At 69.9% G+C, this 18,276-nt stretch carries 16 protein-coding genes and 1 pseudogene; 15 read left to right on the forward strand and 2 right to left on the reverse strand.

Translation table 11 applies throughout. The features are described 5' to 3' along the window. Window positions 1-168 precede the first annotated feature (168 nt). The 3 genes from ABZV34_RS12535 (at window position 169) to ABZV34_RS12545 (ending at window position 3,730) form a co-directional block, all read left to right on the forward strand. Window positions 169-1,887 (forward strand): site-2 protease family protein, encoded by a 1,719-nt coding sequence (locus ABZV34_RS12535; RefSeq protein ID WP_356274076.1) that lies wholly within the window; start codon window positions 169-171, stop codon window positions 1,885-1,887. A 134-nt stretch (window positions 1,888-2,021) separates the two neighbouring features. Continuing rightward, on the forward strand, window positions 2,022-2,924 hold the full coding sequence (locus ABZV34_RS12540; protein WP_356274079.1) for a tRNA (adenine-N1)-methyltransferase: 903 nt from the start codon (window positions 2,022-2,024) through the stop codon (window positions 2,922-2,924). Window positions 2,925-3,154: 230 nt separating this feature from the next. Beyond that, on the forward strand, window positions 3,155-3,730 hold the full coding sequence (locus tag ABZV34_RS12545; RefSeq protein WP_356274082.1) for a hypothetical protein: 576 nt from the start codon (window positions 3,155-3,157) through the stop codon (window positions 3,728-3,730). Between the two features lie 48 nt (window positions 3,731-3,778). Here ABZV34_RS12545 and ABZV34_RS12550 read toward each other — a convergent pair whose 3' ends face one another. Next, window positions 3,779-4,084, reverse strand: coding sequence for a ferredoxin (locus tag ABZV34_RS12550; protein ID WP_356274085.1), 306 nt, complete (start codon window positions 4,082-4,084; stop codon window positions 3,779-3,781). A 253-nt stretch (window positions 4,085-4,337) separates the two neighbouring features. On the opposite strand from ABZV34_RS12550, the gene arc reads away from it, so the two are divergent. The 6 genes and pseudogenes from arc to prcA all read left to right on the forward strand — a co-directional run bounded on the left by arc (window position 4,338) and on the right by prcA (window position 10,357). Beyond that, window positions 4,338-6,104, forward strand: coding sequence for a proteasome ATPase (gene arc, locus ABZV34_RS12555; protein WP_356274088.1), 1,767 nt, complete (start codon window positions 4,338-4,340; stop codon window positions 6,102-6,104). A 234-nt stretch (window positions 6,105-6,338) separates the two neighbouring features. Beyond that, on the forward strand, window positions 6,339-7,850 hold the full coding sequence (gene dop / locus ABZV34_RS12560; protein WP_356274091.1) for a depupylase/deamidase Dop: 1,512 nt from the start codon (window positions 6,339-6,341) through the stop codon (window positions 7,848-7,850). A 166-nt stretch (window positions 7,851-8,016) separates the two neighbouring features. Then, on the forward strand, window positions 8,017-8,235 hold the full coding sequence (locus ABZV34_RS12565; protein ID WP_127181041.1) for a ubiquitin-like protein Pup: 219 nt from the start codon (window positions 8,017-8,019) through the stop codon (window positions 8,233-8,235). A 50-nt stretch (window positions 8,236-8,285) separates the two neighbouring features. Further along, window positions 8,286-8,756 (forward strand): annotated as a pseudogene (locus tag ABZV34_RS12570) (endonuclease VII domain-containing protein). Then, on the forward strand, window positions 8,708-9,553 hold the full coding sequence (gene prcB, locus ABZV34_RS12575; RefSeq protein ID WP_356274094.1) for a proteasome subunit beta: 846 nt from the start codon (window positions 8,708-8,710) through the stop codon (window positions 9,551-9,553). The pseudogene ABZV34_RS12570 and the gene prcB overlap by 49 nt, the downstream one beginning before the upstream one ends. A gap of 57 nt (window positions 9,554-9,610) precedes the next feature. Further along, window positions 9,611-10,357, forward strand: a complete 747-nt coding sequence (gene prcA, locus ABZV34_RS12580; protein ID WP_148007692.1) for a proteasome subunit alpha — start codon at window positions 9,611-9,613, stop codon at window positions 10,355-10,357. A gap of 224 nt (window positions 10,358-10,581) precedes the next feature. On the opposite strand, the gene ABZV34_RS12585 is transcribed toward prcA, so the two are convergent. Next, entirely contained in the window at window positions 10,582-11,592 is a 1,011-nt protein-coding gene (locus ABZV34_RS12585) for a LacI family DNA-binding transcriptional regulator (RefSeq protein WP_356274097.1), read from the reverse strand. 121 nt (window positions 11,593-11,713) lie between these two features. Between ABZV34_RS12585 and ABZV34_RS12590 the strand changes: the two genes are divergently transcribed. The 6 genes from ABZV34_RS12590 to ABZV34_RS12615 all read left to right on the forward strand — a co-directional run bounded on the left by ABZV34_RS12590 (window position 11,714) and on the right by ABZV34_RS12615 (window position 18,245). Next, window positions 11,714-12,973, forward strand: a complete 1,260-nt coding sequence (locus tag ABZV34_RS12590; protein ID WP_356274100.1) for an MFS transporter — start codon at window positions 11,714-11,716, stop codon at window positions 12,971-12,973. A gap of 9 nt (window positions 12,974-12,982) precedes the next feature. Then, complete coding sequence (pafA, locus tag ABZV34_RS12595) at window positions 12,983-14,344, forward strand: Pup--protein ligase (protein WP_030606492.1); 1,362 nt, start codon at window positions 12,983-12,985, stop codon at window positions 14,342-14,344. Window positions 14,345-14,472: 128 nt separating this feature from the next. After that, entirely contained in the window at window positions 14,473-15,474 is a 1,002-nt protein-coding gene (locus tag ABZV34_RS12600; RefSeq protein ID WP_356274102.1) for an FKBP-type peptidyl-prolyl cis-trans isomerase, read from the forward strand. A gap of 79 nt (window positions 15,475-15,553) precedes the next feature. Then, on the forward strand, window positions 15,554-15,925 hold the full coding sequence (locus ABZV34_RS12605; RefSeq protein WP_356274105.1) for an FKBP-type peptidyl-prolyl cis-trans isomerase: 372 nt from the start codon (window positions 15,554-15,556) through the stop codon (window positions 15,923-15,925). A 303-nt stretch (window positions 15,926-16,228) separates the two neighbouring features. Continuing rightward, window positions 16,229-17,206, forward strand: a complete 978-nt coding sequence (locus tag ABZV34_RS12610; protein WP_356274108.1) for a WYL domain-containing protein — start codon at window positions 16,229-16,231, stop codon at window positions 17,204-17,206. A gap of 16 nt (window positions 17,207-17,222) precedes the next feature. Beyond that, window positions 17,223-18,245 carry a WYL domain-containing protein gene (locus tag ABZV34_RS12615; RefSeq protein ID WP_356274111.1) on the forward strand — a complete coding sequence of 341 codons (1,023 nt, stop codon included), beginning with the start codon at window positions 17,223-17,225 and terminating at the stop codon, window positions 18,243-18,245. Window positions 18,246-18,276: the final 31 nt, after the last annotated feature.

Raw genomic sequence — 18,276 nt, forward strand, 5'->3', positions numbered from 1 at the left:
GACCTTACGGCCCGCCACTGACAGTGAGTGCACGCGAGAGACTGGTGCGACGGCACGGAAAACAGAGGGGGTGCCGGGGCGGAACGTGTCGCGACCGACGCATACCATCGACCACAGACCCTGCTTCGCACGATCGGGAGCGGGAGACGCTTCGAACGAGGGGACATCGTGGACGAGAGCGGCGGGAGCGGGCAGCCGCGATCCGGCACCGACGAAGCGACCGGGCGCCACGAAGGGTCCCAGGCCCCCGCCGGGCCGGCCGCGGACGCCACGCGCCCCGGACCGGACCGGCACGAGCGCCCCACGGGGCAGCCGCCCGCCGACCCGAACACCCCCGCCCCCGACCCGACCCGCGCGCACCCGCAAGCCACGAACGGACCCGTGCCGGGCACCCCCGACCACGAGCCCGGGACGCAGGACGCCTCCACCCGCCGGCCCGAGCCGCACGACACCTCCGCGAACCGACCCGGGACGGACGGCGACACGTCGGACGGTGACACGTCGGACGGGACCACGCCGCCCACCGGCCCCGCACCCGGCCCCGGAACGGGCGACGGCGCCGCCGGCGAGGCGGGCCCCGCGGCCGTGTCCCCGCCCCAGGCGTCCCACGAACCCGACGGGCCCACCGGCACGGACACCACCGCACACCACCGCACCCTCGCCCAGTCCGGTACCGGGATCGGTACGGACGGCGCCGGCGGTGGACGCGGGCGGAAGCCCCCGCGACGCGGCCGGGAGCCCGGCGGCGGACTGCTGATGGGGCGTCCGTTCGGCGTGCCTGTCTACGTGGCGCCCAGCTGGTTCCTCGTCGCCGCGCTGATCACCTGGGTGTTCGGCGGCCAGCTCGACCGCGTGCTGCCCGAACTCGGCGCCCTGCGCTACCTCGTCTCTCTCTTCTTCGCGGTCGCCTTCTACGCCTCCGTGCTGGTCCACGAGCTGGCCCACACGGTCGCCGCCCTGCGCTTCAAGCTGCCGGTGCGCCGGATCCAGCTGCAGTTCTTCGGCGGGGTGTCCGAGATCGAGAAGGAGGCCGAGACCCCGGGCCGCGAGTTCGTGCTGTCCTTCGTCGGACCGCTGCTCTCGCTGGTCCTCTCCGGCCTCTTCTACCTCGCCCTGTTCGCCGTCGAGCCCGGCACGGTCCCCGGTGTCCTGCTGGCGGGCCTGATGATCTCCAACCTGATCGTGGCCGCCTTCAACCTGCTCCCCGGTCTTCCCCTGGACGGCGGGCGGATGCTTCGCGCAGTCGTCTGGAAGATCACCGGCAGGCCGATGAGCGGCACCATCGCGGCGGCCTGGGTCGGCCGCGCGCTCGCCGTCTCCGTCCTGATCGGCCTGCCCCTGCTCACCCAGTCCGGAGCGCTCGGCGAAACCCAGGACAACATCGGCGGCATGGACACGGTCACCGACGCCCTGCTGGCCGCGATCCTCGCCGCCATCATCTGGACCGGCGCCGGCAACAGCCTCCGCATGGCCCGTCTGCGCGAACACCTGCCCGAACTGCGGGCCCGCTCGCTCACCCGGCGAGCGGTCCCGGTCGAGACCAGCACCCCTCTCTCCGAGGCCCTGCGCCGGGCCAACGACGCGGGCGCCCGCGCCCTGGTCGTCGTCGACGCCCACGGCGAGCCCCTCTCCCTGGTGCGCGAGGCCGCCATCGTCGGCGTACCGGAACACCGCCGCCCCTGGGTGGCCGTCAGCGGCCTCGCCCAGGACATCACCGACGGCATGCGCGTCTCCGCCGAACTCGCGGGAGAGCCACTCCTCGACGTCCTGCGCGCGACCCCCGCGACCGAGTACCTGGTGGTGGAGGACTCGGGTGAGATCTACGGAGTCCTCTCGGCGGCGGACGTCGAGCGCGCCTTCGTCAAGGCGATGGCCAGGCCCTCCTGAACCATCCGTGGGGGGCGCGGGGCCGTGACGGGCACGGCTTCGCCGCGGGGGCGCCGTCGGCCGCGCACCACCCACGGCGGCGGCCCGCATCGGCCATGGTCGGCGCCCCGCGCGGGGACCGGTAGGCTGTTCACATGTCCGAACCGACCGGTGCCGCCCGCAGGCGCGGGCCCTTCAAGGTCGGGGACCAGGTTCAGCTGACCGACCCCAAGGGCCGCCACTACACGTTCACGCTCGAGGCCGGGAAGAACTTCCACACCCACAAGGGTTCCTTCCCGCACGACGAGCTGATCGGTGCTCCCGAGGGCAGCGTTGTCCGCACCACGGGGAACGTCGCCTATCTCGCGCTGCGCCCCCTGCTCCCCGACTACGTCCTGTCCATGCCCCGCGGCGCCGCCGTGGTCTACCCCAAGGACGCGGGGCAGATCCTGGCCTTCGCGGACATCTTCCCCGGCGCACGCGTCGTGGAGGCGGGCGTCGGCTCCGGCTCGCTCAGCAGCTTCCTGCTGCGCGCCATCGGCGACCAGGGCATGCTGCACTCCTACGAGCGCCGCGAGGACTTCGCGGAGATCGCCCAGCAGAACGTGGAGCGCTACTTCGGCGGCCCGCACCCCGCCTGGCAGCTCACCGTGGGCGACCTCCAGGACAACCTGAGCGACACCGAGGTCGACCGCGTCATCCTCGACATGCTCGCCCCCTGGGAGTGTCTGGAGGCCGTCTCCAAGGCGCTCGTCCCCGGCGGCATCCTGTGCTGCTACGTGGCGACGACCACTCAGCTCGCGCGGACCGTCGAGTCCATCCGCGAGATCGGCTCCTTCAACGAGCCGACCGCCTGGGAGTCGATGATCCGCAACTGGCACGTCGAGGGCCTCGCCGTCCGTCCGGACCACCGGATGATCGGTCACACCGGCTTCCTGCTCACCGCCCGCCGCCTCGCGGACGGAGTCGAGCCGCCCATGCGCCGGCGCCGCCCCTCCAAGGGCGCCTACGGCGAGGACTACACCGGTCCCAACGCCGACGGTGGCACCCCCCGCTGACCCGGCCGGCGTCCCCGCCGCGCGCGTACCCAACGTTCCACCCCTGTGGCCGAGTTCCCGGAGACACCCGGGGACCCGGCCACAGGCCGTTCCGCAACTGGGGCGGGGCGTGTTTGCGTTGACGCGCCGCCAGAAGTCCGGACCCCGCCGTTCCGCCCGACTGTGACGTGTGGCACCATGCTGGCCACCCCACCCCCACACCGGCACAGCCCTCCCAGGAGACGCTCCCAGTGCAGCAATCCGTCGTCCCGGAACTGGCACACACGCACACCCGTCCCATCCACTGGCTGGCGACGGCCACAGCCCTGGCCGGAGTCGTCGCCCTCTCCTCGGTCGTCCAGCCCGGATCGGCCACGGCGGCCCAGCCCGGCCCAGGGGCGAAGGCCGCTCCGGCCGCGATCGCGCCCCCGGACCCCGCGGCCGTCACCTTCCCGGTCGATTGCGGGCCCGCCGAGGTCGTCGTGCAGAAGAAGGCTTCGGGAGACCTCGACGGCGACGGCAGCCCGGAGACGGTCGCCGTGGTCCGCTGCGACGCGGGCTCCGGCACCCCGCCCAACGGTGTCTACGTCCTCACCCAGGGCGGGGCGGCGAAGAAGCCCCGGATCGTCGCCACCCTGGTCGACCCCAAGGACCGGCTGAGCGTCACGGGCTTCGCCGTACGTGACGGCGCCGTCACCGCGACCCTGCTCGGCTACTCGTCGGCCGACGTGCCGAGTTGCTGCCCGGATGTGAAGGACCGGGCCAAGTGGCAGTGGAAGAACGGAGCGTTCATCCGCTCGACGCCTTCCGAGGCGTCGAGCATATGAGAAAAATGTGATGAAAGAGACAATCCGTCACGTGGAGTGGCTTCCGGATCACTCCACGTCGGGTCCGTAGACCTCGACCCTGTCCGAAACCCGACGTACGTGGATGCAGTCGCCCGGGCACTCCTTGGCCGAGTCGGTCACGTCACGCAGAAGCGTCAGCGGTACGGGCGTTGTGGCGCCCGGGGCCTGCAGGAGCTCGTCGTCGGCTCCCTTGACGTAGGCCAGGCCGTCGATGTCCAGCTCGAAGACCTCTGGCGCGTACTGGACGCAGATCCCGTCTCCGGTACAGAGATCCTGGTCGATCCATACCTCGAGCGCCTCGCCGGCTGCTCCGGCCTCCTGCTGCACGGTCATTTCTCCTGCCGTTTCCTGCGTCGAGCGATCCGGAGACTGGGGAATCGGGCCAGCTCTGACGGGTGTTGAACACTTTGAGCCTACCTCCGTCGGCTTCCCAATCATGTTGGGTGGGTATTCCCCTGGCGTGAGGGAGAGCGCAAGGGTGAAGATCGGACACACCTCGACAGTCTTTGTGATCTAGGGGTTTCAATCGACACCCACCCAGGTAGGGTCTGGAAGCGTCCAGCTCCCCTTGGAGGAGGTGAGGACCGTGGCAGCCCACGACGACGACATGAACCGCGGCATCCGCCCGGGAAGAGGGTCCGATGACCCCGCCGGGCAGATTGCCTACCTTGAGCAGGAGATCGCCGTCCTGCGACGCAAGCTCGCCGACTCTCCGCGGCACACGAGGATCCTCGAAGAGCGGATCGTCGAGCTGCAGACCAACCTGGCCGGCGTGTCCGCGCAGAACGAGCGGCTGGCGAACACGCTCCGTGAGGCCCGCGACCAGATCGTGGCCCTCAAGGAAGAGGTCGACCGGCTGGCGCAGCCTCCGGCGGGCTTCGGTGTCTTCCTCGTGGCGAACGAGGACGGCACGGCGGACATCTTCACCGGGGGCCGCAAGCTCCGGGTGAACGTCAGCCCGAGCGTGGAGCTCGAAGAGCTCAGGCGCGGCCAGGAAGTGATGCTCAACGAAGCCCTCAACGTGGTCGAGGCCATGGAGTACGAGAGCGTCGGCGACATCGTCACCCTCAAGGAGATCCTGGAGGACGGCGATCGCGCCCTCGTGGTGGGGCACACCGACGAGGAACGGGTGGTACGGCTCGCGGAGCCGCTGCTGGACGTCACCATCCGTCCCGGCGACGCCCTGCTTCTCGAACCCCGTTCCGGCTATGTCTACGAGGTCGTTCCCAAGAGCGAGGTCGAGGAACTCGTCCTCGAAGAGGTCCCGGACATCGGCTACGAGCAGATCGGCGGCCTGGGAAACCAGATCGAAATGATCCGCGACGCGGTCGAGCTCCCGTACCTCTACCCCGACCTCTTCAAGGAGCACGAACTGCGGCCGCCCAAGGGTGTGCTGCTCTACGGGCCCCCCGGATGCGGCAAGACGCTCATCGCCAAGGCGGTCGCCAACTCGCTGGCCAAGAAGGTCGCCGAGGTCACCGGCCAGGCCACCGGCAAGAGCTTCTTCCTCAACATCAAGGGCCCCGAGCTCCTGAACAAGTACGTCGGCGAGACCGAGCGGCAGATCCGCCTCATCTTCCAGCGTGCTCGTGAGAAGGCCAGCGAGGGCACCCCCGTCATCGTCTTCTTCGACGAGATGGAGTCCCTCTTCCGTACCCGTGGATCGGGCGTCAGCTCGGACGTGGAGAACACCATCGTCCCCCAGCTGCTCGCCGAGATCGACGGCGTGGAGGGCCTGGAGAACGTGGTCGTGATCGGTGCCTCGAACCGTGAGGACATGATCGACCCCGCGATCCTGCGCCCCGGACGACTCGATGTGAAGATCAAGATCGAGCGCCCGGACGCCGAGGCCGCCAAGGACATCTTCGCGAAGTACCTCACCCAGCGCCTCCCGCTGCACTCCGACGACCTCGGAGAGCACAGCGGGGACCGGGCGGCCACCGTCCACGGCATGATCCAGACCGCCGTGGAGCAGATGTACGCCGAATCCGAGGAGAACCGCTTCCTCGAGGTCACCTACGCAAACGGCGACAAGGAAGTCCTGTATTTCAAGGACTTCAATTCCGGCGCCATGATCGAGAACATCGTGGGCCGCGCCAAGAAGGCGGCCATCAAGGCCTTCCTCGAACAGAACCAGAAGGGCCTCCGGGTCTCCCATCTCCTCCAGGCGTGCGTGGACGAGTTCAAGGAGAACGAGGACCTGCCGAACACCACCAACCCGGACGACTGGGCCCGGATCTCCGGAAAGAAGGGTGAACGGATCGTCTACATCCGTACGCTCGTCACCGGAAAGCAGGGCGCGGACACCGGACGCTCCATCGACACGGTGGCCAATACGGGTCAGTACCTGTAAAAGCCGGGGCGGCTGCGGGTGCCCACCACGGGTACCCGCAGCCGACTGCTTTCCGGGGCACGGCCGGACCACAGCAATGACGCAAATGATCTCCCCACCAGCGCAGAGGCGTTCTAGGCTCTTTCGTACCGCCGAGTCGCGCGTTGCGGGGACGGGCACCGCACACGCACCGGAGCACCAGCGGTACTTGAGCAGCGCCCCCGACCGAGGGCGCCGCCGGGCAAGGAGGGCCGCATGACCGTACGGCGAGTAATGGGCATCGAGACGGAGTACGGGATCTCCGTCGCCGGCCACCCGAACGCCAATGCCATGCTCACCTCGTCCCAGATCGTCAACGCGTACGCGGCGGCGATGCACCGGGCGCGCCGCGCCCGCTGGGACTTCGAGGAGGAGAACCCGCTGCGGGACGCGCGAGGCTTCGACCTCGCCCGCGAGGTCGCCGATTCCAGCCAGCTCACCGACGAGGACATCGGCCTGGCCAATGTCATCCTCACCAACGGCGCACGGCTGTACGTGGACCACGCGCACCCGGAGTACAGCTCCCCCGAGGTCACCAACCCGTGGGACGCGGTCCTGTGGGACAAGGCCGGCGAGCGCATCATGGCGGAGGCCGCGGAACGGGCGGCCCAGCTCCCCGGCGCCCAGCCGATCCACCTCTACAAGAACAACACCGACAACAAGGGTGCCTCGTACGGCACGCACGAGAACTACCTGATGAAGCGGGAGACCCCCTTCTCGGACATCGTGCGCCATCTCACGCCGTTCTTCGTGTCCCGTCAGGTCGTCACCGGAGCGGGCCGCGTCGGTATCGGCCAGGACGGACACGAGCACGGCTTCCAGCTCAGTCAGCGGGCCGACTACTTCGAGGTCGAGGTGGGCCTGGAGACCACACTGAAGCGCCCCATCATCAACACCCGCGACGAGCCGCACGCGGACGCCGAGAAGTACCGCAGGCTGCACGTGATCATCGGCGACGCGAACCTGTCGGAGATCTCGACCTATCTGAAGCTGGGCACGACCGCCCTGGTCCTGTCCATGATCGAGGACGGTTTCATCGCCGTCGACCTGGCGGTCGACCAGCCGGTGCGCACGCTGCACCAGGTCTCGCACGACCCGACGCTGAAGCGGCTCGTCACGCTGCGCAGCGGACGCACGCTGACCGCGGTGCAGCTCCAGATGGAGTACTTCGAGCTGTCGCGCAAATACGTGGAGGAGCGGTTCGGGGCGGACGCCGACGACCAGACCAAGGACGTACTGGTCCGCTGGGAGGACACCCTCAACCGTCTCGAGAACGACCCGATGAGCCTGTCCGGCGAGCTCGACTGGGTGGCCAAGCGGGAGCTCATGGAGGGCTACCGGCGCCGTGACGACCTCGACTGGGACGCGGCCCGGCTGCACCTGGTCGACCTCCAGTACGCCGACGTACGCGCCGAGAAGGGCCTGTACAACCGTCTGGCCGCCCGCGGCAAGATGAAGCGCCTGCTGGACGAGTCGGACGTCGAGCGGGCCCGGACGAAGCCGCCGGAGGACACGCGCGCGTACTTCCGCGGCCGGTGTCTCGAACAGTACGCGGACGACGTGGCGGCGGCCTCCTGGGACTCGGTGATCTTCGATCTGCCCGGCAGGGACTCGCTCCAGCGCGTTCCAACCCTGGAGCCGCTTCGCGGAACGCGTAATCACGTCAAGGAACTCCTCGATCGCTGCCGCACGGCGGAAGACCTGGTCAAGGTCCTCTCGGGCGGCTGAGCCGGCCGTACGGGGTCCTGAGGCCCCTGTCGGCGCATCGGGGTGGAAAAGGCGGCGTCCGGGAATCATCGAGGTGATCCCCGGACGTTGTAGCAACTGCGGGGCCGATGTCGGACCCTGCTTGTAGGGTCTGATCAAGAACGTCGAACCGAGCGGGGTGAGGGTTATGGCGACCAAGGACACCGGCGGCGGACAGCAGAAGGCGACGCGTTCCACCGAGGAGGTCGAGGAGCAGGCGCAGGACGCGCAGGCGACGGACGACCTCAAGGAACGCCAGGAGAAGCTGAGCGACGATGTCGACTCGGTCCTGGACGAGATCGACGACGTCCTGGAGGAGAACGCCGAGGACTTCGTTCGAAGTTTCGTTCAGAAGGGCGGCGAGTAGCCCTCGGACCGACGGCCGCGGGGACTTTCGGCTCGGCGAACGAAGAGGACGTGAAGTGCCGCGTGCGGTGCGGCGAGCACAAGCCGTACGCGGCCTTCGTTCGCGAGTGGTCCCACCCGGACGGTCCGCGGTGGCACTCCCGGGATGATCGCGCATCGGACCGTCACCGGACGTGTCGGCAGGCCCTCGGGCGGGCTGTCCACGCGCCTCGGGACATATCGAGCCGCTGAGTGGGCGCAGGCCGCCTGGAGCGCCGGTGCGGCATGACCGAGGCCGAGCGTGACGAGGTCGTGGCCTCTCAAAAGGGGCTCCGTGGGATCTGTTTGAAAGCTCCCGCAGTTCACGTGGATCACTGCCATGAGACGGGTAGGGTCCCTGGCGTACTGTGCTTCAACTGCAATTCGGCCATCGGCAAGTTGGGAGATGATCCCGACGCTGTTCGTCGGGCTGCCGCCTACTTGGAAGGATCCCCGTGGAAGCCAACACTCGTAGCACCGGGCGTCTACCGGCTGCCTTCCTGACGCCCGGGTCGTCGTCCTTCATGGACTTCCTGTCCGAGCACCAGCCGGAGATGCTCCCGGGCAGGCGGCAGCTGCCGCCCGTGCAGGGCGTGATCGAGGCACCGCACGGCACGACCATCGTGGCGGTCACCTTTCCCGGCGGGGTCGTCCTCGCCGGCGACCGGCGGGCCACCATGGGCAACATGATCGCCCAGCGCGACATCGAGAAGGTCTTCCCGGCCGACGAGTACTCGGCGGTGGGCATCGCCGGCACGGCAGGCCTGGCCGTCGAGATGGTCAAGCTGTTCCAGCTGGAGCTGGAGCACTTCGAGAAGGTCGAGGGCACCACGCTCTCCCTGGAGGGCAAGGCCAACCGTCTCTCCACCATGATCCGTTCCAACCTCGGCATGGCCATGCAGGGCCTCGCCGTGGTCCCCCTCTTCGCGGGCTACGACGTGGACCGCGAGAAGGGCCGCATCTTCTCCTACGACGTCACCGGCGGCCGCTCCGAGGAGAACGGATATGCCGCCACCGGCTCCGGCTCGATCTTCGCGCGCGGTGCCATGAAGAAGCTCTACAGCAACGACCTGACCGAACAGCAGGCCACCACCCTGGTCATCCAGGCGCTGTACGACGCGGCCGACGACGACTCGGCGACGGGCGGTCCCGATGTCGCCCGCCGGATCTATCCGATCGTCACCGTGATCACCGAAGAGGGATTCCGCCGTCTCACCGAGGAGGAGTCCTCGGAGATCGCCCGAGCGATCCTGGAGCGGCGCCTGGAGCAGCCGGACGGCCCCCGGGCCGCGCTGCTCTGAGTCCCGCCTCCTTGCCCAGGTGACCCTGTGACTTCGACAGAAAGGGACGGATAACCGGTGTCGACGCCGTTCTATGTCTCACCCCAGCAGGCCATGGCCGACCGTGCGGAGTACGCCCGCAAGGGCATCGCCCGCGGTCGCAGCCTCGTCGTGCTGCAGTACGCCGACGGCATCGTGTTCGTCGGCGAGAACCCGTCCCGCGCGCTGCACAAGTTCAGCGAGATCTACGACCGGATCGGCTTCGCGGCCGCCGGCAAGTACAACGAGTACGAGAACCTGCGGATCGGCGGTGTGCGCTACGCCGATCTGCGCGGTTACACGTACGACCGTGACGACGTGACCGCGCGTGGTCTGGCCAACGTGTACGCCCAGACGCTGGGCACGATCTTCTCCAGCGCGGCCGAGAAGCCGTACGAGGTGGAGCTCGTGGTCGCCGAGGTGGGGGAGACCCCCGACGGGGACCAGATCTACCGCCTGCCGCACGACGGATCGATCGTGGACGAGCACGGGTCGGTCGCGGTCGGCGGCAACGCCGAGCAGATCAGCAGCTATCTGGACCAGCGCCACCAGGACGGCATGTCGCTGGCCGAGGCGCTGAAGCTGGCCGTGCAGTCGCTGTCGCGGGAGCCGAACGGCGGCGAGCGGGAGATCCCCGCCGAGCGCCTGGAGGTGGCGATCCTGGACCGCACGCGCCCGCAGCAGCGCAAGTTCAAGCGGATCGTCGGCCGCCAGCTGGCCCGCTTGCTGGAGGAGGGCGGCGCGTCCACCGCCACCGAGGCCGAGGACCCCGAAGACGACGAGTGACCCCGCTCGCGCCCCGCGCACCGGCCGTCCGGTGAGCGGGGCGCAGCCATGTCCGGGCGGCCTCGGGCCATTGAGGGGCGCGCTCCACGGGCGCCACGCGTCGTCGCCGGATCACCCGGGTCGCCCGGTACCCGGATCGCCCCCGTGAACGAGCGATCCGCGGCCCGGTGGCGCATCCCGCCGGAGGCCACCCACCGGCCCTGCGCGAAGGAGGCGGGGACGACCTAGCGGGGCGGCGCCGTGGAGCCCCGTACGACCAGTTCGACGGGGATGTCTCCTTCGGGCGGTGTGCGGCCGTCCAGGACGGCCAGGAGGGTCTCCATGCCCCGTTCACCGAACAGCTCGGCGTCCAGTCGGACCGTGGTCAGCTCGGGGTCGATGGCACGGGCGAGGGCCAGGTCGTCGAGGCCCGTGATCGAGAGGTCGTCCGGGACCCGCAGGCCCAGACGGCGGGCCGCCTTGTAGGCGCCGGCCGCGAGGTTGTCGTCGTCGCAGACCAGGGCCGTGGGCCGGGGTCCCGGCGCGGACAGGGCCGTCTCCGCGGCGGCACGGGAGTCCTCGATGGAGATCGGGGCGCGTGCCGTGCGCAGCCGCGTACCCGGGACCCCGGCCAGCCGGGCGGCCAGTTCGCGGGCGCGGACCTCGAAGGTCCAGGACGCGATGTCCGCTCCCAGGTGCAGGAAACCACGGTGCCCGAGGGCCAGCAGGTGGTCGGCCACCTGGCGTACGCCGTCCCTGATGTCGAGGTTGACGGTGGCCGCGCCCAGGCTGCCCGCCGGGTCGCTGTCCAGCATCACGAGAGGCAGTTGGTCGCCCCGGATCGCCGTGAGGGCGTCCGCCGCCATGGAGGAGGCGATGACGCCGTCCAGGGCCGCCCGCGCGGAGCCGAACGGGTCACGGGCGGGGCCGATGCCCTCGGGCGAGGGGTAGAGGACCACACCGAAGCCGTGGGCGGAGGCCACCCGCGCCGCGCCGGTGTAGACGCCCGCGAAGAACTCCGTGGTGAGCGCCGGGACCACCAGGAGGACCGTGCGGGTGCGGCCGAGGCGGAGGTTGCGGGCGGCCAGGTTCGGGCGGTAGCCGAGCTCCCGGGCGGCCTCCCGGACACGGTCCGCCGTCGCCTCGGAGACCCGGCCGCGCCACTTCTCGCCCAGCACGAGGGAGACCGCGGCCTGGGAGACCCCCGCGGCCTGGGCGACGTCCCGGCTCGTGGGACGCGTGCTGGCTCGTGCCACCGGCGACCTGCTCCTTCGTCTGGACTCGCGGACTGGGCACATGGTACGTATGACGGGGGACGTTATACGTAACACTGGCAGCTTCGGGTCGCCTCGGGCGCCCGGCGGAGAAGGCGGGAACATGGCCGCGGGATACCTGGAGATCCTCAGGGCGAGGCATGCCGCCCGGCTGCTCGCCGGCACGCTCACCGGGCGGTTGCCGAACGCGACCGCCGCCATCGCCGTCGTCCTCTTCATCCGGGCCGAGGGCGGCACGTACGGCCTGGCCGGGGCGCTCGCCGCCGTGTACGGGGTGGCCAACGCCGTGGGACAGCCGCTGCTCGGGCGGCTCGTGGACCTCTACGGGCAGCCGCGCGTCCAGCTGCCCGCCGCGCTGGTCTCGGCCCTCGGCATGGCCGTCTTCGCCCTCTCGGGCACCGACCCGCTGCCCGTCGCCTACGCGGCCATGGTGGTCGCCGGACTCTTCACGCCGCCGCTGGAGGGCGGTCTGCGTGCCCTGTGGCCCTCCGTGCTGCGCCGCGAGGACCAGGTGCACACCGCGTACGCGATGGACGCCGTGGCCCAGGAGGTCATGTTCACCGTCGGACCCCTGCTGGTGACACTGTTCGTGTCGCTCTGGTCCGCGCAGGCCGCGCTGCTGATCCTGAACGGCATCGGGGTGCTGGGCGCCCTCTGGGTGGTCGTCTCGCCGCCCTCGCGCGCGTGGCGCTCGGCGCCGCGCGAGGCGCACTGGCTCGGCGCGCTGCGCTCGCCCGGGCTGGTGGCCCTGCTCGGCGCGTTCCTGTTCGTGGGGAACGCGCTCGGTTCGATCACGGTCGCGGCCATGTCGTACGCCGACGACCACGGCGGGGACGCGGTGTACGGCTGGCTGATGGCGGCCCTCGGCCTCGGCGCGCTCGTCGGCGGCACGGTGTACGGGACGCGGCAGTGGAGTGGCGCGCCCGAGCGGCGACTGCGCGTGCTGGTGGCGTTTCTGGCGGTGTGTTACCTGCCGCTCCTCCTGATGCCGGGAGCGGTCGCCATGACGGCCCTCACGGCCCTCGCCGGAGTCTTCCTGGCACCCTGCATCGCCTGCGCGTTCATCATCGTGGACCGGCATGCCCCGAAGGGCACCGTCACCGAGGCGTTCTCCTGGCTTGTGACCACGTTCACCGTGGGCGCGTCGGTCGGAACGGGCCTCGCGGGCCCGGTCGTGGAGTGGGGCGGAGCCGTGTGGGGCTTCGCCGTTCCGGGCGCCGCGGGAGCCGCCGCGCTGGTGGTTCTGCTGGCCACGGGGCGGGTCCTCGCAGCTACCGGGGACGGTGCGGTAGTTGCGGTCTCATCGGAAAATGATCCAAACCGTGCCGTCGAACCCCGTTTCAGCTCGGGGGATCGGGCGTAATGTTCAGTCATGGACCGCCGCATTTTCGGGCTGGAGAACGAGTACGGCGTCACGTGTACGTTCAGGGGACAGCGGCGCCTGTCTCCCGACGAGGTGGCGCGGTACCTCTTCCGCCGTGTCGTGTCATGGGGCCGCAGCAGCAATGTCTTTCTGCGGAACGGTGCCCGCCTCTATCTCGACGTGGGATCACATCCGGAATACGCGACACCCGAATGTGACAACGTGACGGAACTCGTCACCCACGACAAAGCCGGCGAGCGCATTCTCGAAGGACTCCTGGTGGACGCAGAACGACGCCTGCACGAGGAAGGAATCGCGGGCGACGTCTACCTGTTCAAGAACAACACCGACTCGGCCGGCAACTCGTACGGATGCCATGAGAACTACCTGGTGGCTCGCCACGGGGAGTTCTCCCGACTCGCGGACATCCTCATTCCGTTCCTGGTCACGCGGCAGCTGCTGTGCGGCGCCGGCAAGGTGCTGCAGACCCCGCGCGGCGCCGTGTACTGCGTCAGCCAGCGTGCCGAGCACATCTGGGAGGGCGTCAGTTCCGCGACGACCCGCTCCCGGCCCATCATCAACACCCGCGACGAGCCGCACGCCGACGCCGAGCGCTACCGCCGGCTGCACGTCATCGTCGGCGACTCGAACATGTCCGAGACGACCATGCTCCTGAAGGTCGGCGCCACCGACCTGGTTCTGCGCATGATCGAGGCCGGCACGGTGATGCGCGACCTCACTCTGGAGAACCCGATCCGGGCGATCCGAGAGGTGAGCCACGACATCACGGGCCGCCGCAAGGTGCGGCTGGCCAGTGGCCGGGAGGCCTCCGCCCTCGAGGTGCAGCGTGAGTACTACGAGAAGGCCGTGGACTTCTGCGAGCGCCGCGGCATCCGCACCGGGACCGTCGAACAGGTCCTCGAACTATGGGGCCGTGTGCTCGACTCGATCGAGGCCGAGGACCTCGACCGGATCGGTACCGAGATCGACTGGGTCATGAAGTACAAGCTCATCGAGCGGTACCGGGCCAAGCACAACATGACGATGTCGCACCCGAGGGTCGCGCAGATAGACCTCGCCTACCACGACATCCACCGTCGTCGTGGCCTGTACTACCTGCTGGAGAGGAAGGGACAAGCCGCTCGGATCTGCAATGACTTGAAGATCTTCGAGGGCAAGTCCGTGCCGCCCCAGACCACTCGGGCGCGGCTGCGGGGTGACTTCATCCGGCGTGCTCAGGAACAGCGCCGCGATTTCACCGTCGACTGGGTCCACCTCAAGCTCAACGACCAGGCACAGCGCACCGTGTTGTGCAAGGACCCGTTCCGTTCGGTCGACGACCGGGTGGAGAAGCTGATCGCCGGAATGTGAGCCGGGCGTTCCGCGAGTGACGCGGAGCGCAACGCGGGGCGCCGTACGTTTTCCGTACGGCGCCCTTCTCACGTCGTAGAGTTGCGCGCACGCCATCAACCAAGATCGATCGATACGAGGCCCCCACCGTGCGCCGACGCTCACTTCTCCTCGCCGTACCCGCAGGACTGGTCACTCTCGCCGGATGCGGTGACGACGACAAGTCGGAGAAGGCCAAGTCCAGCAGCAGTCCGTCGCCTTCGGCGTCCGCCTCGTCGGCACCGCCGCCGAAGATCGTCGACGGTCCGCTGCCCGCCATCACGGCCGGGACGAAGTTCGGTGAGAAGCCGACCGTGGCCAAGGGGAGCGGCGCCCCGTCGAAGGACCTGGCGGTCAGGACGGTCATCGCGGGCAACGGCGGGACGGTCGCGGAGAACGACTACATCCAGGCCAACTACCTCGGCCAGGTCTGGGACACCGCGAAGGTCTTCGACAACTCCTACGACCGCAAGACGTCGCTGGTCATCCAGCTCGCGCAGGGCGGCATCATCGACGGCTGGCGCTACGGCCTCGTGGGCAAGAAGGCCGGCAGCCGCGTCGAGATGGCCGTCCCGCCGACCTGGGGCTACGGCAAGCAGGGCAACACACAGGCGGGCATCAAGGGCACCGACACGCTGGTGTTCGTCGTCGACATCGAGAACACCTTCAACGCGAAGAGCTCCGCCAAGGGCAAGGACGTCGCGCAGAACGACGCGGCCCTCCCGAAGGTCGGCACCAACACCGACGGCAAGGCCCCCTCCATCGCCGTGCCCAAGGCGAAGGCCCCCACGAAGCTCGTGGCGGACTACGTCATCGAGGGCGACGGCGAGGAGGTCAAGGCGGACAGCAGCGTCCTGGTGCAGTACAAGGGTGTCCTGTGGGACGGCGGCAAGGAGTTCGACTCCACGTACAGCCGCGGTCAGCTGACGTCGTTCTCGCTCCAGCAGGTGGTCAAGGGCTGGGGGCAGGGCCTGACGGGCAAGAAGGTCGGCAGCCGCGTTCTCATCGTCGTCCCGCCGGCCCTGGGCTACGGCGACAACCCGCCGAGCGGCAGCGGCATCGCGAAGGACTCCACGCTGGTCTTCACGGTCGACATCCTGGCGAAGATGTGAGCCCGTCAGGGATGTGAGACTGTCGGTGGTGCCTCAAGGGCACCACGCGAACCCACGCGAACAAGCAGGAGCGAGAGACGTGAGCATCGAGAAGCCCGAGATCGACTTCCCGGGCGGCGAGCCCCCGGCGGACCTCGAGATCAAGGAAATCTGGGAGGGCGACGGCCAGGTCGCCAAGGCCGGAGACTTCGTCAAGGTCCACTACGTGGGCGTGGCCTTCTCCACGGGCGAGGAGTTCGACGCCTCCTGGAACCGCGGCAACCCGCTGGAGTTCCAGCTCGGCGTCGGCCAGGTCATCAGCGGCTGGGACCAGGGCGTGCAGGGCATGAAGGTCGGCGGCCGCCGCCAGCTGACCATTCCGGCGCACCTCGCCTACGGGGACCGCGGCGCCGGCGGCCGGATCGGCCCCGGCGAGACGCTGATCTTCGTCTGCGACCTGGTCGCGGTCTGACCCCGGTCCGGGGAGCCACGGCTCCCCGGCACCCGGGACCGGTCGGCCGGTCCCGGGGGAGCGTCAAGGCACCGGTCGACCGCGGAGCGCTGTTTCCGGTGCGGAGACCGGGAAGTCGGCGACTCCGGTCCGATCATCGTGAAGGTCGCACCCTGGTCCGATCTTCGTACACCGTGTGATCGGGATTCGACCGGATTCGATCATCTGGGGCCTATGCCTGTCCGGGCATGGGCCCTCGGCTTTTGCCACGACACTCCGGAGCGGTACGGTCATCGGTCGGAAGCACCATAGGGAAGGGCGTCGATGGCCATTGCCAAGGCCGAGCGGCTGATGAACCTGGCGCTGTGTCTGCTCGGGACACGGCGGCCGCTCAGCAAGCGCGAACTGCGCGATTCCATCGAGGCCTATGTGGAGGCGTTCAGGCCGGGCAGGGGAGCGGCCTCGTCCGACGACTCCTTCAACCGGATGTTCGAACGCGACAAGGACGACCTGCGCGAGCTCGGCCTGGTCATCGAGACCGTGGAGAACCTCGACGGCGAGGTCGGCTACCTCGCCCGCCGTGACAGCAACCGTCTGCCGCCCATCACCCTCGACGCCGAGGAGGCCGCCGCCCTCGGCCTCGCCGCCAAGGTCTGGCAGCAGGCGCGGCTGGCCGGCGCGGCGAGCGGCGCCCTGCAGAAACTGCGTGCCGCGGGCCTGCCCGAGGACGTGGACCCGTACGAGGCCCACGGCGCCCTGGAACCGTACATCCCGGTGCACGAGGCGGCCTTCGAGCCGCTGATGCTGGCCTGCCGCGACCGCCGCCCGGTCGTCTTCGACTACCGCAAGGCGACGGCCGCGCACCCCGAGACCCGGCAGGTCGAGCCCTGGGCCCTGGAGTGCTGGCGGGGCCACTGGTACCTGGCGGGCTGGGACCGCGACCGCGGGGCCGAGCGCGTCTTCCGGCTCTCGCGGATCACCGGCAAGGTCCGCGCCCGGGCCGGCCGGTACACGGCCGAGGTGCCCGACGTCGTCACCGTGCGGGAGACGGTCGCGGGCTGGGCGGGCGAGATCGCCGACCGGTCGGCGCGGATCCGGCTGCGCAGCGGCTCCGGCTACCCGCTGCGGGCCAAGGCCGTCTCGGTCCGGGAGCGGGGAGACGGCTGGGACGAGTTGGAGATTCCGTACGGGCACGGCCTGGAGGCGTGGCTCGTCGAGTTCGGGCCCGACGTCGTGGTCCTGGAACCCGCCGAGCTGCGGGCCGACGTGGTGGACCGGCTGCGCGCCGTGGCCAAGGGCTGAGGGGGAACGTAGGAAAGTGGCAGGAAAACCGGCCAGGCCCACGAACGCGATCGACCAGACCCGGCGGATGCTCTCCCTGGTGACCTATCTGCGGGAGCGCCCCGGCGCGCGCGTCGGTGACGTCGCGCGGGCCTTCGGGATCACCGAGGACGAGCTGATCTCCGACCTCGACGTGCTGCCGCTGTGCGGGACGAGTTTCCGTGGCGGCGACCTGCTCGACATCGACACCGACGGCGACCGCATCTGGTGGCACAACCCGGACGACGTCGCGGCGCCGCTCCGTATCGCCGCCGACGAGGCGACCGCGCTCCTTGTGGCCGCCCGCGCGGTCTCCACGCTGCCCGGACTGCGTGAGGGCGACCGGCAGGCGCTGCTGCGCGCCACCGCGAAGGTGGAGGCCGCCTCGGGAGAGGCGGCGGGGGCCAGCTCCCGGCTCTCGGTGACCTTCGAGTCCGAGGGCGGGGTCTTCGCGGACGTCGACCGGGCGATTTCCGAGCGCCGCCGGCTGTGGATCCGCTACTACTCGCCCTCGCGCGACGAGCTCACCGAGCGCGAGATCGACCCGATCCGCCTGGTCAGCGTCGGGCACACCTATGTGGAGGCCTGGTGCCGCCGCTCCGAGGCGCGCCGCACCTTCCGGCTCGACCGGGTCGCCGAGATCCGCATTCTCGACGAGCCGTCCGCGCCGCCGGAGGTCCAGCTGAGGGACCTGTCCGAGGGGCTGGTGCAGCCCGCCGCCGAGGATCCCGAGGTGGTGGTCGAGGTCGGACCGGGCGGGCGCTGGGTCGCGGAGTACTACCCGCACGACAGCGCGGATGAACTGCCGGACGGCGGGCTGCGTATCACTCTGCGGACACCCGACCCCACGTCGCTGCGGCGGCTGGCGCTGCGCCTGGGCGGTGACGGCCGGATCGTGTCGCCGCCGGAGCTGGCGGACAGCGCGCGACAGGCGGCCCGTGAGGCGCTGGCGGCCTACGACGGGCTCGACGGCGACGGAGTCCAGGACCGAGCGTTCGACAGGCGGGAGCAGGAGCTTTGACCACGTCGGCGATGTCTGGTGGGTCGCGGAA

The sequence above is a fragment of the Streptomyces sp. NPDC005195 genome, assembly GCF_040608315.1.
In the GTDB taxonomy this organism is placed as follows: domain Bacteria; phylum Actinomycetota; class Actinomycetes; order Streptomycetales; family Streptomycetaceae; genus Streptomyces; species Streptomyces kaempferi.

Excerpts from the sequence above, each read along its gene's own strand:
- ABZV34_RS12550 (WP_356274085.1), bottom strand. The coding sequence starts at position 4,084 with ATGACCGTGCAGCAGGAGGCCGGAGCAGCCGGCGAGGCGCTCGAGGTA.
- pafA (WP_030606492.1), top strand. The coding sequence starts at position 12,983 with ATGGACCGCCGCATTTTCGGGCTGGAGAACGAGTACGGCGTCACGTGT.
- ABZV34_RS12590 (WP_356274100.1), top strand. The coding sequence starts at position 11,714 with ATGGCCGCGGGATACCTGGAGATCCTCAGGGCGAGGCATGCCGCCCGG.
- dop (WP_356274091.1), top strand. The coding sequence starts at position 6,339 with ATGACCGTACGGCGAGTAATGGGCATCGAGACGGAGTACGGGATCTCC.
- ABZV34_RS12540 (WP_356274079.1), top strand. The coding sequence starts at position 2,022 with ATGTCCGAACCGACCGGTGCCGCCCGCAGGCGCGGGCCCTTCAAGGTC.
- ABZV34_RS12610 (WP_356274108.1), top strand. The coding sequence starts at position 16,229 with ATGGCCATTGCCAAGGCCGAGCGGCTGATGAACCTGGCGCTGTGTCTG.
- ABZV34_RS12565 (WP_127181041.1), top strand. The coding sequence starts at position 8,017 with ATGGCGACCAAGGACACCGGCGGCGGACAGCAGAAGGCGACGCGTTCC.